This window comes from Caldibacillus sp. 210928-DFI.2.18 (assembly GCF_020554505.1).
Classification (GTDB): Bacteria; Bacillota; Bacilli; order Bacillales; family Caldibacillaceae; genus Caldifermentibacillus; species Caldifermentibacillus hisashii.
In genome coordinates, this window is record NZ_JAJCHL010000080.1 from 1 (window position 1) to 14,323 (window position 14,323).

Annotated in this window: 14 protein-coding genes, 1 pseudogene and 1 riboswitch; of the genes and pseudogenes, 4 read left to right on the forward strand and 11 right to left on the reverse strand. The window is 36.3% G+C overall.

What is annotated here, in order from left to right; all coding sequences use genetic code 11:
* The 8 genes and pseudogenes from LIZ98_RS13945 to LIZ98_RS13980 all read right to left on the reverse strand — a co-directional run.
* Window positions 1–467, reverse strand: a 467-nt coding sequence (locus LIZ98_RS13945) for an HAD family hydrolase (protein ID WP_227140005.1), incomplete at its 3' end; no start/stop codon positions are given.
* A gap of 216 nt (window positions 468–683) precedes the next feature.
* Window positions 684–953, reverse strand: coding sequence for an alpha-glucosidase C-terminal domain-containing protein (locus LIZ98_RS13950; protein ID WP_227140012.1), 270 nt, complete (start codon window positions 951–953; stop codon window positions 684–686).
* Window positions 954–1,028: 75 nt separating this feature from the next.
* Window positions 1,029–1,241 (reverse strand): annotated as a pseudogene (locus LIZ98_RS13955) (alpha-amylase family glycosyl hydrolase); the annotation flags it as partial.
* 254 nt (window positions 1,242–1,495) lie between these two features.
* On the reverse strand, window positions 1,496–1,864 hold the full coding sequence (locus LIZ98_RS13960) for an Rpn family recombination-promoting nuclease/putative transposase (RefSeq protein ID WP_309240461.1): 369 nt from the start codon (window positions 1,862–1,864) through the stop codon (window positions 1,496–1,498).
* Window positions 1,843–2,178: a PD-(D/E)XK nuclease family transposase gene (locus LIZ98_RS13965; RefSeq protein ID WP_041846527.1), complete on the reverse strand. Its 336-nt coding sequence runs from the start codon at window positions 2,176–2,178 to the stop codon at window positions 1,843–1,845. Before LIZ98_RS13965 ends, LIZ98_RS13960 begins: the two co-directional genes overlap by 22 nt.
* Before the next feature lie 316 nt (window positions 2,179–2,494).
* Entirely contained in the window at window positions 2,495–3,127 is a 633-nt protein-coding gene (locus LIZ98_RS13970; RefSeq protein ID WP_227140006.1) for a lysozyme inhibitor LprI family protein, read from the reverse strand.
* A 398-nt stretch (window positions 3,128–3,525) separates the two neighbouring features.
* Complete coding sequence (locus tag LIZ98_RS13975; RefSeq protein WP_227092424.1) at window positions 3,526–4,305, reverse strand: DUF2268 domain-containing putative Zn-dependent protease; 780 nt, start codon at window positions 4,303–4,305, stop codon at window positions 3,526–3,528.
* A gap of 36 nt (window positions 4,306–4,341) precedes the next feature.
* Window positions 4,342–4,785, reverse strand: coding sequence for a GNAT family N-acetyltransferase (locus LIZ98_RS13980; protein ID WP_227092423.1), 444 nt, complete (start codon window positions 4,783–4,785; stop codon window positions 4,342–4,344).
* A 416-nt stretch (window positions 4,786–5,201) separates the two neighbouring features.
* Between LIZ98_RS13980 and merR the strand changes: the two genes are divergently transcribed.
* The 3 genes from merR (at window position 5,202) to LIZ98_RS13995 (ending at window position 8,745) form a co-directional block, all read left to right on the forward strand.
* The gene (gene merR, locus LIZ98_RS13985; protein ID WP_227092422.1) at window positions 5,202–5,594 is read left to right on the forward strand and encodes a mercury resistance transcriptional regulator MerR; all 393 of its coding nucleotides are present in this window, start codon (window positions 5,202–5,204) and stop codon (window positions 5,592–5,594) included.
* A 28-nt stretch (window positions 5,595–5,622) separates the two neighbouring features.
* Window positions 5,623–7,263, forward strand: a complete 1,641-nt coding sequence (gene merA / locus LIZ98_RS13990) for a mercury(II) reductase (RefSeq protein ID WP_227140007.1) — start codon at window positions 5,623–5,625, stop codon at window positions 7,261–7,263.
* A gap of 159 nt (window positions 7,264–7,422) precedes the next feature.
* Window positions 7,423–8,745: an ISL3 family transposase gene (locus tag LIZ98_RS13995; protein ID WP_227140008.1), complete on the forward strand. Its 1,323-nt coding sequence runs from the start codon at window positions 7,423–7,425 to the stop codon at window positions 8,743–8,745.
* A 93-nt stretch (window positions 8,746–8,838) separates the two neighbouring features.
* Here LIZ98_RS13995 and LIZ98_RS14000 read toward each other — a convergent pair whose 3' ends face one another.
* Together LIZ98_RS14000 and LIZ98_RS14005 are read right to left on the reverse strand one after the other, a co-directional pair.
* Window positions 8,839–9,093 carry a hypothetical protein gene (locus LIZ98_RS14000; RefSeq protein ID WP_227140009.1) on the reverse strand — a complete coding sequence of 85 codons (255 nt, stop codon included), beginning with the start codon at window positions 9,091–9,093 and terminating at the stop codon, window positions 8,839–8,841.
* Window positions 9,094–9,422: 329 nt separating this feature from the next.
* Window positions 9,423–11,249: an APC family permease gene (locus LIZ98_RS14005; protein WP_227140010.1), complete on the reverse strand. Its 1,827-nt coding sequence runs from the start codon at window positions 11,247–11,249 to the stop codon at window positions 9,423–9,425.
* Between the two features lie 255 nt (window positions 11,250–11,504).
* A riboswitch (cyclic di-AMP (ydaO/yuaA leader) is annotated at window positions 11,505–11,646 on the reverse strand.
* A 177-nt stretch (window positions 11,647–11,823) separates the two neighbouring features.
* Between LIZ98_RS14005 and ald the strand changes: the two genes are divergently transcribed.
* A complete protein-coding gene (gene ald, locus LIZ98_RS14010; RefSeq protein ID WP_227140011.1) occupies window positions 11,824–12,951 on the forward strand; it encodes an alanine dehydrogenase in 1,128 nt (375 codons plus the stop codon).
* A gap of 185 nt (window positions 12,952–13,136) precedes the next feature.
* Here ald and guaC read toward each other — a convergent pair whose 3' ends face one another.
* Window positions 13,137–14,120, reverse strand: coding sequence for a GMP reductase (gene guaC / locus LIZ98_RS14015; protein ID WP_041847446.1), 984 nt, complete (start codon window positions 14,118–14,120; stop codon window positions 13,137–13,139).
* Between the last annotated feature and the right edge of the window lie 203 nt (window positions 14,121–14,323).

Genomic DNA, 14,323 nt, shown 5'->3' on the forward strand with positions numbered 1-14,323 from the left:
GGCTGTCGCCCTACACACGATTGAAGTTGGGGTATCCTTGCCGATTTTTGATGAATGTCAAAGCCGAATTTTAACCACTTATATTTACTGAGATCCATATGATGGGGAATATTGTTATGAAATATTTCCCCTTCCGTAATTGCCCAGTAGGTTAAATTATGTATGTTTGCCAATTTCCATAACCGTTCAATTTGTTCTTGCCTAAATAAATGCTGCTCAATCAGCTTCCCGCGACCCTCCCATATTTCACTTCCATTGATTGTAACAGAAAATGAACTTAAATTCAGTTCATCCATATATCTTTCAATTTGCTGAAAAGGTCTCCCGGTACTAATAACAATTTGAATATCGGATTCTTTTGCTCTTTTAATTGCCTTTTTATTTTCCTCCGTTATCTCTTGATTATGATTTAACAATGTTCCATCCATATCTAAAGCGATTAGTCGGATTTCCCGTTTCACTGCCATCATCCTTTCTCTCTCTTTCATTCTAACATGAATAAACTGTACACGGTATTTGAATTAATAATAGACCTTTTATCAGACATCCCCAACTAAATAATTCCCACCAAAAGGTTTTTACGGAAAACTTTATACAACATTAAAAAAAACTCGACATTTCCAACATTGTAAACAAATTAATCTGAAAGCTTATATCAAAATAGATTGATCATCACTACTTTATCACGTTTCCCAATAATAAACGAGGGATTCATAAGGTCTTAATCGAAGCTCGCCCCAAGTAGTTTGAGAGTCTCTGTAATTGGATATGATAATAGTTGGATTTTTCACAACTCCAACCGGAAGTGACACATCGACCATATTTCCATAAAAATTACTAATAACCAACAAATGTTCATTTTTCCAATTTCGCATGTAAGCAAAAACATTTGGGTCATCCTCAATTAATAACCGATATTCTCCATTACTAATAATATCATAAGTTTTCCGCAAACGAATTAATTTTTGATAATGATAAAAAATCGAGTCCGGGTCCTGTATCGATTTTTCCGCATTAATTTCACTAAAATAATATTGACCGGTTTTTTCATTAAATTGCCATGCCGAGCCACCAAATTTTGACTGCCAATTATTCGGTTCTTTTCCGTCCACCGGAACTTTCCAAATATAATAATCACGATATGGATTGTTTCGAGATGAGGCGGATTTTTTGAACCACTCATGCTCTGTTGACGTATGGTTTAGTACTATATCCATAATGATTTTGAGATTGCGTTGATGTACTCAAAGGTTCCGCATGCTACAGAAATAATCACTGTTATTATCATTAGAATCATTTTTATATGCTCCTATGTTCATAGTATTCTTAATGAAAATTTATACTTAGTGTATTTCGCAATTTCGTTATCATTAGTGAATACTACATAATTATCTCTGTCTTGTTCGGATTTTTTTATCTTTCCCTACGTTTATGCATTTATGATTAACCAGCTCCACTAAAAAAGACGAGTAGAATGTTAGAAACTTCTAACCATTTACTCGTCTATGTTCCCCTTTAAATTTATCTTGTCCTTCAATTCCAAAACCTCAGATTCCGTTAATCCGGTAATTTTAATGATCAAATGAAGGTCTAAACCTTCCATCAACATCATTTTCGCATCTTCCCGTTTGCCTTCTTTTATGCCTTTTTCTATGCCTTTTTTTATGCCCTCTTCTATGCCTTCCCCACGAATGGAATTTATATCCTTTAATGCTTTTTCACGGGCTTCCGCCAACATCCGGGCTTCCCTGTCCATACTTACTGTGCGCAACATATCTACCGCATTTTCTATTATCGGGTCTTGATTTGCCATCTCTTCCCACCTCGCATCATCTTCATTTGTTAAAAAGCGTCCTCGAATAATTTTGCTCCGTAGTACAACGTCCTTTTGTCGATATTTCTTTGATTTACTCTTTGCATTTCAAGATTGACATGACCAAAACCGACTACCTTTGCCCGAATATCCAAAATCGCATACTGATCTGTTACGTTTGTTTGAAACGTTAATGGATTGGTAATTTCTACGGTTCCTAAACTCAGTCCTTTTGGTACATTGAAAACATCATTCAATAATGCCAATAGCAACTTATTTGACTGTTTCGTGCCCCGACCAAAAATGAACTTAAAAACAAAGTCATTTTTTGGTTTGAGCCAAAAAATTGGAAGTTTATAAACCATACGTAACTTAACTCGTTCCTTTCATTTTTATTATTCAAAATTTTTGCTTCGATGAATATAACGGAATTTTCGGTTACTTTGAAAAAATTAGGATGATTAATACAGTACGAAACGAAAAAGAAAGGAAAATCATTAGGGGAATTTTATGCATATCTTAATCGACAAAAATACCAAAAATCCTTCAATTTTTTAAAATTTTTTTGGATACTTGCATTTTCATTCCGTAATAGGCTCATCTTATGAAAGGTAACGGATCACCGCTTTTATTGAATAAAAACAAAGGACTAAATTACTTTTAGTCCTTTGTTTTATTTGATTAGTCTGTCATGTAATTGTTAACTAGCTCATAACATCTGTCCTTTGTTGATTCGTATAATGAGGTGTAGTATGCCACATTTTCATTCGTACCTCCCTCATATTTTTGTCTTTCTTCATTTGCTTTGTCTTCTTTCTGTTCTATCCAGTTAATTTGTTCGGCCTTTAAATCTTTCATTGTCTCCGGAGATAACTCCTTTTTTAGCAAAGCATAAATCTCATTTAAAGCTTCATCATACTTTTCGTATGAAATTCCATAATAGTCTTTCATAGCATTTGTTACACCTTTATCAGAATCCTTCTTTGCTGGCAATGTATCAAGTTCCTTTTGAATATTGTCTAATTTTTCTATAAACTCAGTTCTTCTCCCCTCTATTTTTGTTGTATTATTCGTTTGCCCTTTACTAACTTCTCCCTGCGAGGTGCTAGATTCATCGGAATGATTATTACTGCTATTATTGGATTCCACTGTACTGTCAGCAGGTGAATCATTAGATTGAGAAGAAGCGTCTGTACTCTCTGCGTTAGATTGATTATTAGTTGATGTAGCCTTATTAGATGAATTGCTACAAGCAGACATTCCACCTACCAAAATTACGAATAGGGCTACAATAAAAAATTTACTTTTATACACCTTTACATCTCCAATCTGTTTTATACATATTTCCAGCAAAAATACAAATTCGACTTAGTAAGAAATTTTTAAGCTCTACTTGCTCTGTTCTCACCTAACCACCGAATTTTTATGTATCATATAAATTATTGTACCATAACGAAAAATTACCTTTTAAAATTTTTACATTTGCCGGCAATTAATTCAACTTGTGATACCTTTAACCAAACTAGTTGTATTTTGATAGAAGAAAAATCTATAAAAAAATAGAGGCTAGGAATAAAATTTTTCCAAGCCCTAAATTGTAATCGAAAGTGTTTTTGCTTAAAAATCATACTTTCATAAGTACTGCAATTTTTCGTGTTATTTACTCTTTTGTACCTCTTAAGTGAACCATCCCTCCGTATGAAAGGATAGGTTTATTTTACATTTGCAATGGTTGTCGCATCAAGCGGGAATAAATCGCTAGACGTTCGCTCATGCTCCTCCAAATAATTTTTTACTAAATAGTATCCAACACAATAACCGAGCATTTTCGGGAGCAAACGGAAACCGTAAAGAAATTCTTGATGTTTTGGATGGCTTTTTGGGATATTTCTGTTTGGATAAATGATTTTTTTCCACATTTGATTCAACTGTCCTTCTGTATAATAGGATGTCCATTTAGCAAGATATTCTTCACCAACCAGTTCTCTTACTGCATTTTCCGCAAGACCTTCCAAAATAATGGAATCCAACAATACATAATTTTCTTCCTGCTTACCATTCTTTGCCAGTCTGCAGACATGGTTATATTCATGGACCAACAATGCTCTGATTTCATTATCGCTATTTTGGTCGGACAAAAAAAGAAATAATTTATCTTTAAAAGCTAATCCTGATTTTCCATTTTGATCACGCATGATCTTCGGATTACTCATTTCTGATGGAAAAATAAAAATGGGTATATCCGGACCGTTCCACAACTTTTGCAGTTTTGTCGCTTCCGTCTGTACCAGCTTCCAAATATTATGCTTTTGCCATTTATTTATTGCTTTTTTTATATTTGTTGAAGGTTTTCTATACATGCCGTGCCATGTTAAATATTCGTATATTTCTTCAGATGCTGCCCCTCCAAAATGTGATTTTAATTTTTCACAAAGTGTTAACGGCTGTTCATATCCGTTTAACAACCATTGATCAGTAGGAATAACAGTCATATGAGACCTCCTCATATCAGCCAAATGTAATGAACATCAAATTTTCCCTTTTAACTCCATCGTTGTATAAATGTCACGAAATCCGAGTTTTCGATATAATTGTTTTGCATGATTGCCTTCGAATACATTCAATTGAATTCTGTCATAGCCCATTTTATTCAACTGCCGGCATGCTTCTTCACATAATTGTTTGGCAATGCCTTTTTTACGGAAAGGAGGTAAAACATATAATTCTGGTATAATACCTATTACCTGGTCCGTGTAAAAATCATAATTTGTACCAATTCCAATCCAACCTTGAATCGTATTATTTTCCATATAAACGAGATAGAACCCGCCACTATTTAAAAATGGCCAAATTAATTCTTTCGCCTTTTGCCAACTTGGAACAACATGGCCAACTGTCGCTTCATCCATCACGTCCAAGGCATATTTCAATATTTCTTTCGTCTGCTGAATCGTTGCTTTTTGGATAGGCAAATCATCTACACCCCTTTTTTAACGTTTAGAATATCCTATGATTGCCATCAAAATAAATCCAATATTTCTGAAAGCAAAAGAAAAATTTTTCTCCGGTGAATCATATTTAAAGAAGACTCGACGATTAGGGTATAGCAGTGCAATAGTTGAGCTTATAGTACCTCGAGTTCGCAACTGTACTTAAATTTTTTCATTAAGTAGGGTCTTCGGAATATATAGTGGAATTACTTTCTTAATAGTTTAAAAACAACTGGTGTTTAAATCGGATTTTCTGGTGGGATGTTAGGATAATCAATAGTATTATATAAAAGTATCAATCACATACGAGTGATACTTTGGGAAAAAAATAAAATAGTCCAATTTACTTGACCGTGTACTATGGTACACGGTTTATAATATTCATGGGGTGAAATAAGATGATTTATCGCATTAGTGAGTTTGCAGATAAATGTGGAGTTAATAAAGAAACGATCAGATATTACGAGCGAAAAAATTTATTACAAGAACCTCACCGAACGGAAGCTGGTTATCGGATATATTCATATGATGACGTTAAGCGTGTTGGGTTTATTAAACGAATACAGGAACTTGGTTTTTCTTTAAGCGAGATTTATAAATTACTTGGTGTTGTAGATAAAGATGAAGTTCGTTGTCAAGATATGTTCGAATTTGTTTCTAAAAAACAAAAGGAAGTGCAAAAACAAATAGAGGATTTAAAACGAATTGAAACTATGTTAGACGACTTAAAACAACGATGTCCAGATGAAAAGCAATTACATTCGTGTCCAATAATAGAAATATTAACATGAAAGATTAATTAACGAAAGGAGCTTTTTTATGAATAAATTTAAGGTAAACATTTCAGGAATGACTTGTACGGGTTGTGAAAAACACGTAGAATCAGCACTTGAAAAGATAGGTGCTAAAAATATTGAGTCTAGTTATCGTCGTGGTGAAGCAGTATTTGAACTGCCCGATGATATTGAGGTTGAAAGTGCAATAAAGGCGATTGATGAAGCAAATTACCAAGCCGGAGAAATTGTAGAAGTATCATCACTAGAAAACGTGGCGTTAATTAATGAAGACAATTATGACCTTCTTATTATTGGTTCTGGTGCTGCTGCCTTTTCTTCGGCAATTAAAGCTATAGAATACGGTGCAAAAGTTGGAATGATTGAGCGTGGAACGGTTGGGGGAACCTGTGTGAATATTGGCTGTGTTCCGTCAAAAACTCTTCTTAGGGCAGGGGAAATCAATCATTTATCAAAAGACAATCCGTTTATAGGTTTACAAACATCCGCTGGAGAAGTGGATTTAGCTAGTTTAATCACGCAAAAGGATAAATTGGTGAGCGAACTTCGGAATCAAAAATATATGGATTTAATTGATGAATATAATTTTGATTTAATTAAAGGTGAAGCAAAATTCGTTGATGCTAGTACGGTTGAGGTCAATGGGGCAAAGTTATCTGCAAAACGCTTTTTAATTGCAACAGGTGCATCGCCTTCGTTGCCCCAAATTTCAGGACTTGAAAAAATGGACTATTTAACTAGTACAACACTTCTTGAGTTAAAGAAAATACCAAAACGATTAACTGTAATTGGTTCAGGATACATTGGAATGGAGCTTGGACAACTATTTCATCATTTAGGTTCAGAAATAACGCTTATGCAAAGAAGTGAGCGACTTTTAAAGGAGTATGATCCTGAGATTTCAGAGTCAGTTGAAAAAGCGTTAATTGAACAGGGTATAAACCTTGTCAAAGGGGCAACTTTTGAGCGTGTTGAACAAAGTGGAGAGATAAAAAGGGTTTACGTAACAGTAAATGGCAGTAGAGAAGTCATTGAATCAGATCAGTTACTTGTTGCCACTGGAAGAAAACCAAATACGGATTCTTTAAATTTAAGTGCAGCAGGTGTTGAAACTGGAAAAAATAATGAAATCCTGATCAATGATTTTGGTCAAACAAGTAATGAAAAGATTTATGCAGCAGGAGATGTGACTTTAGGACCGCAATTTGTATATGTAGCAGCCTATGAAGGTGGAATTATTACTGATAATGCTATTGGTGGATTAAACAAAAAAATAGATTTATCGGTAGTTCCTGCTGTTACGTTTACGAATCCGACGGTTGCAACGGTTGGTTTAACAGAAGAACAAGCAAAAGAGAAAGGGTATGATGTGAAGACATCTGTATTACCTTTAGATGCTGTTCCAAGAGCAATTGTAAACCGTGAAACAACCGGTGTATTTAAACTAGTAGCAGATGCAGAAACACTAAAAGTATTAGGGGTTCATATTGTATCTGAGAATGCAGGAGATGTCATCTATGCAGCATCATTAGCTGTTAAATTTGGCTTAACGATAGAAGATTTAACAGAAACCCTAGCACCATATTTAACAATGGCTGAAGGGCTAAAATTAGCTGCACTTACGTTCGATAAAGATATTTCGAAATTATCTTGTTGTGCAGGCTAAGGGAACTTTTTTACAACTCCCTATTCAAGTGAACCAGCTAATGCTTTAAGGGATTTTCTAAGTGCATTTGTGGTCACAAAAATAATTTAACACTGATGATTTCGACATCAAATCTATAATTGATACCTTAACACCGCAGAGTAATAAAGGATGAATAATATGTCAGACTTATTATCCCTACCAGACATTAAAACAATAGAACCGCCACAAGAAAATGAAACCGATATGATGTTTAAAGTTGAAGCAGTCGGACCACCTGAACGTTGTCCTGAATGTGGTTTTGACAAGTTGTACAAACACAGTTCAAGAAATCAACTAATTATGGATTTGCCCATTCGTTTAAAGCGAGTGGGCTTACAATTGAACCGTAGACGATACAAGTGTCGTGAATGCGGATCTACCTTCTGGGAACGCCTAATATCTGTAGATGAAAAGCGTAGTATGACCAAAAGGCTTTTAAAGTCCATTCAAGAGCAATCCATGTCTAAGACCTTTGTAGAAGTCGCAGAAAGCGTTGGTGTTGACGAGAAAACCATTAGGAACGTTTTTAAGGACTATGTGGCACTCAAAGAACGTGAATACCAGTTTGAAACTCCTAAGTGGCTTGGGATAGACGAGGTACATATTATCCGTAGACCTCAGCTTGTATTGACTAATATTGAACGCAGGACTATTTATGACATCAAGCCTAACCGTAACAAGGAAACAGTCATCCAACGTCTTTCAGAAATCAGTGACAGGACTTACATTGAGTACGTCACAATGGATATGTGGAAGCCCTACAAAGACGCAGTGAACACTATCCTTCCACACGCTAAAGTTGTCGTAGATAAGTTTCATGTAGTTAGAATGGCTAATCAAGCCTTAGATAACGTCAGAAAGTCTTTGAAAGCCCATATGAGCCAAAAAGAAAGACGTACCCTTATGCGTGAAAGGTTTATCCTTCTAAAGCGTAAACACGATCTAAATGAACGTGAATCATTCCTCTTAGATACTTGGTTAGGTAATCTTCCTGCTTTAAAAGAAGCCTATGAACTCAAAGAAGAGTTTTACTGGATATGGGATACTCCTGATCCAGATGAAGGTCATCTTCGTTATAGTCAATGGAGACACCGTTGTATGTCCAGCAACTCTAAAGACGCATATAAAGACCTCGTGAGAGCCGTAGACAACTGGCATGTCGAAATATTCAACTACTTTGATAAAAGGCTCACTAATGCTTATACGGAGTCAATTAACAGCATTATTAGGCAGGTAGAGCGAATGGGTAGAGGTTACTCGTTTGATGCCTTACGAGCCAAAATCCTTTTCAATGAGAAGCTCCATAAAAAGCGTAAGCCACGATTTAATTCAAGTGCTTTCAATAAAGCTATGTTATACGATACTTTCAATTGGTATGAAGTGAATGATCACGACATTACAGACAACTTTGGTGTCGATTTTTCCACACTTATTAAGAATTTGGAGAAGGGTGATTTATAAGCCCTTTTCCACCATAAAATCCGAATACCCATTAAGTATAAAAAACCTCGACTGTTTATCGAGGTTTTAACAAAAATGAATTTTTCTTCATTGTTACCAAAAGAAAAACGGAAGGATTGCTAACGATACAATAGCTCCCAGTGCAAGTCCATAGGTAAAGCCATAGCCCCAACCATAATATCCGTAACCAAAGCCGCCGAAATTTCTTGGTCCGCCAAGAGGTCGAATATATACTTTTCGCGGGTTAACATCTACTATAATTCCTCTGTGCACTCTCCCATCACGTGTTTTAATATGAACCGCTTTTCCCCGATATCGATTGCATAAATGATAAATGTGAGCTGACACATTCACACCTCCATTATTTTTCAAGCTACATTATTATCATATGGGATTTCTTAAATACGGAAATGGACAATTATATTAGGATATGTGTGGATTTTAAAATAGGATACGTAAGCTTCAATCATCGATCAAATGATTGGTCGAATGTACCTCTCCAATAATGTTCCTCGCTGACCCGAACTTTTGAAATTGGGTTCCTTTGCTTGCGCGAACTCCTGCTTCCGTTACTATCCCTGTGAAGCTAACAAAAACAAAAAAATGTTCAAGATTTTTATACTGAAAAAAAGACTGTCCCTCTTAGTGGAGACAGCCGTTTTGATTCCTTTGTTATATTATTTTTTTAAGTGGAACGGTACAGTGCTGACAACAACATTTTTACGCAATAATAAAAATTCACGAATCATCAAACTTGATTGGTTATGCAAAAAGTAATGCCACCCTTTTTTTGGGATAAATTGCGGAATAATGACCGTCACATTATAATGATTCTCATTTGCTTTTTTATTAACAAAATCAATAAATTTGGAAAGTGGACCAACTATACTGCGATAGTAAGAATATAAGGTCACAATTCTTATATCCGGATGTACTTTTTTCCATTTTTCCTCAAACTTAATAATATTTTCTCGGTCAAATCCAACATAGACAGCGATAATTTGGTCGGGTGATAAAGACTTTGCATAATTTAGCGAGTTTTCTACAACAGTCGTAATACCGGAAACAGGTAAAACAATGATATTACCTTGTATCGGCACGGCAGAAGCTGCTTCTTGAATTCGCAGTTGCTCACCGACCGCTTCATAATGTTTTCTAATTTGATGAAAAAGGATAATAATAATTGGCAAGAAAATAAACACCGGCCATACTTGAGTTAATTTCGTTATAAAAAACATCATTGCTACCACAAAGCAAATGAATGCACCAATCGTATTGATAATGAATTTTGTTACCCAGTTTGCCGGCTTTTCCCTTAACCATTTCAACATCATCCCTGTTTGGGCCAACGTAAACGGAATAAATACACCGACCGCATACAACGGAATAAGATGTTCCGTATTTCCTTTAAAAATTAAAATCAGTATAATGGCTGCTACACCTAAAGTAACGATACCATTAGAAAACACCAGTCTGTCGCCCCGATTTGAAAGCATTCGCGGCAAATACTTATCCCTGGCAAGATTAACGGCTAAAAGCGGAAAAGCTGAGTATCCGGTATTTGCTGCAAACACAAGAATTAAAGCTGTTGTCCCTTGAATAAAATAATACATCCAGTTTCGTCCAAATGTTTGAGAAGCAATTTGCGAAACAACGGTTTCTCTTGCACTGGGTGTAATTCCGTAATAATAGGCCAGGAAAGTAATCCCAGAAAAAAGAACAGCAAGAATCAGTCCCATTGAAACTAGTGTTTTTGCAGCATTTTTCGGAGCCGGATCCCGAAAATTAGGAATCGCATTGGAAATTGCCTCAACACCGGTTAAAGCTGAACTTCCAGAGGCAAATGCCTTTAGTAATAAAAATAGAGAAATACCTGCCACCGGTGTCCCAATCGATGTATGGTTTTCTGCAGGAACAACACCTGAGCTAATATTAAAAAGTCCAACACCGATCATAATAATTAAAGCAAATACAAATAAATAGACAGGATAAGCCAGTATCGATGCAGACTCAGTAATTCCCCGGAGGTTTAATAAAGTAATAAGTAAGACAAAGGCGACAGCAATTGCGACTTTATGAGCGTGTAAAATTGGAAATGCAGAAGTTATCGCATCCGCCCCCGCTGACACACTGACAGCAACCGTTAAAATATAGTCGACCAATAGGGAACCACCGGCAATTAATCCAAAGTCTGCACCAAGATTTTCCCTCGAAACCATATATGCTCCACCGCCGCGGGGATACGCATAAATAATTTGCCGATAAGATAAAATTAGTGCGATTAATAAAATTAGAATTCCAACCGCAATTGGGAGTGAGTACCAAAGAGCTGCCGCCCCTAATGTCACCAAAACAATCAAAATTTGTTCCGGACCATAGGCGACGGAAGAAAGTGCATCTGAGGATAAAATCGCCAATGCTTTTGTTTTGGATAATTTTTGTTCACCTAATTCGGTTGATTTTAATGGTCTGCCAATAAGCAATCTCTTTAATGCAGTTACCAAAGTTTTCACCTTCTATAAGTAAATAATCTGTAAACTTAGACTTTCCTTTTCGAAACAAAACAAAGCTGGTTTTCCTTACCAAATTTGATAAAGAAAAGCGTATGGCCCCCGCTTTGCGAAGTTTGCTAGTTGCTTGCGACCGCATCTAGAAAATAAAAACTTGTCTTCAGGCTGTTCACTAGTATTTTTTTACAGAAAACAAAAAATGCCTACAGTTCTCCGGTCAAGACTTTGTATTTTCATTCAAAATTTCACCTTCCCTTTCAATAACGCTTACGAGGTTAGCTGGCGGATTCGGGACATTGAATATCCCTACCTAAAGGATTCACCCCTTGGATTTATATATAAAATCCATCGTTGGTTCCCCCGTACAATATTGTTTCAGCGACTTAAACAATGTAACAGATGATATATTACTCCCTTTTTTTTCACTTGTAAATGATAAAATGTGAAATAAATTGTAGTTTTTTACGAAAGTTTTATTACGAATATCCCGATGTTTTAAGTTGTCATTCAGAAGTAAAAGATATACGATAAAACTATATTTCTCATTTTAAATAGGGGGATGTTAAAAATGATTATTGGGGTACCAAAAGAGATTAAAAATAATGAAAATCGTGTCGCAATTACACCATCAGGAGTCATCCAATTGATTGGTACAGGACACACAGTACTTATTGAAAAAAATGCAGGGGAAGGCAGTTCGTTTTCAAATGCAGAATATGAACAGGCCGGTGCAAAAATTATAAATAGCGCCTCGGAAGTTTGGGAAAAGGCACAAATGATATTGAAAGTAAAGGAGCCGCTCCCGTCAGAGTATCCATATTTTCGACCGGGATTAATCATTTTTACCTACCTTCACTTGGCAAATGAATCTCAACTAGCCAGAGCACTGATAGAAAATAAAGTGACAGCAATCGCTTATGAGACATTATCAGTCAATAAAACACTACCATTATTGACACCGATGAGTGAAGTAGCCGGTCGAATGGCTGTACAAATCGGTGCCCAATATTTAGAAAAATCCGAGGGTGGTAAAGGGATTCTCCTAAGCGGCATACCTGGTGTGAAACGTGGCAAAGTAACCATTATCGGTGGGGGAGTTGTTGGTACAAATGCGGCAAAAATCGCGCTTGGCTTCGGTGCTAATGTAACCATTGTCGATTTAAATTCAAATCGGCTCCGTCAGCTGGAAGAAATATTCGGTACACGTATTCAAACATTGATATCTAACTCGTACAATATTGCCGATGCGGTAAAGGATTCTGATTTGGTGATTGGTTCCGTCTTGATTCCGGGAGCAAAAGCACCAAAACTTGTCACAGAAGAAATGGTAAAAACAATGCAACCGGGTTCAGTGATTGTGGATGTCGCAATTGACCAAGGCGGCAATTTTGAAACGGTTGATCATCCGACAACGCATGATGACCCAATCTTTGTCAAACATGGTGTAATCCACTATGCGGTTTCTAACATTCCTGGCGCTGTTCCGCGAACTTCGACGATTGGACTGACAAATGTCACGATCCCATATGCTGTAGAAATTGCCAATAAAGGGCTCGTGAAGGCAATTACCGAAAGTGAAGCCATCAAATCAGCTGTCAATGTATTAAACGGGAAAGTTACTTATGAGGCAGTTGCCCGTGATTTAGGATTGACTTATGTGACGGTTGAAGATGCATTAGCCGCAGGAATTTACTGAACGAAACTGTACTAATGGAAAATGATACATTTAAGGATGAAAGCAAGTTCGAGACAAAATTAAGCAACGATGAAACGAAAAGCTCTTTTCACATAATTAATGAAAAGAGCTTTGTTAAATTTACGGGAAGAAACATCATATGATTTTTTGTTCTGCTTACAAAAGGTAATGAACCTTTTTTTACTCTAGTAGATTTTATCCCCATTAAAAATTGAATTTTTGACAATTACATAATCAACTTGGCGGAGAGCACTTAATTTATTTCCACCGGCATAAGAAATGGATGATTGCAAGTCTTCTTCCATTTCCGTCAGTGTGTTTTGAAGCCGGCCTTTGTATTCCACCCACATTTTCTTCCCCTCGACATTCCGTCTTTCCCCTTTTTGAAACTCGGAAGCCGAACCAAAGTATTCTTTGTAAATTTTACCGTCAACGATTTTTGTTTCTCCCGGTGATTCTTCGTGACCGGCAAATAATGAACCAATCATAACCATAGAAGCACCGAAACGGATCGATTTGGCAATATCGCCGTGTGTCCGGATTCCACCGTCGGCAATGATTGGTTTTGTTGCCGCTTTTGCACACCATCTTAATGCAGCTAATTGCCAACCACCTGTCCCAAAACCGGTTTTTATTTTCGTAATACATACTTTCCCGGGTCCAATTCCCACTTTCGTCGCATCTGCCCCGGCATGCTCCAATTCTCTTACCGCTTCCGGTGTCCCGACATTTCCGGCAATAACAAACGATTCCGGAAGCAATTTTTTAATATGTTTAATCATGTCAATCACTGAATCCGAATGACCGTGTGCAATATCAATAGTAATGTATTCCGGAACGAGATTTTCATCGGCCAGCTGTTGGATAAAATCATATTCTCCATTCTTTACACCAACACTAATCGATGCATATAACCCACGGGCCTGCATATCTTTAATAAAATCGACCCGCTTTTCCGGATTAAAGCGATGCATAATATAGAAATACCCGTTTTCAGCTAAATATAGGGCAATTTTTTCATCAATAATTGTTTGCATATTGGCAGGAACGACCGGTAAACGGAATCTTCGTCCGCCAAATTCAATTGTTGTATCACATTCTTTTCGACTCTTTACAATACATTTAGCAGGAATCAGTTGAATGTCCTCATAATCAAATACTTTTCGCAAAATAATCACCTCTATATACGAATAATCTTAAGTAAATTTTATTTTATTGTTCGCCATTAGCACTATACCTTATTTTTTCACTTCTGTCAAAGATTTTTAAATGAATTAATCCCGAATAAAATTATAAATAAAAAGTAAGCCCGAAATAAAAAAAATAAACGTACCTTCACGGTACGTACTACAAATAACCGTAAAACCATGAT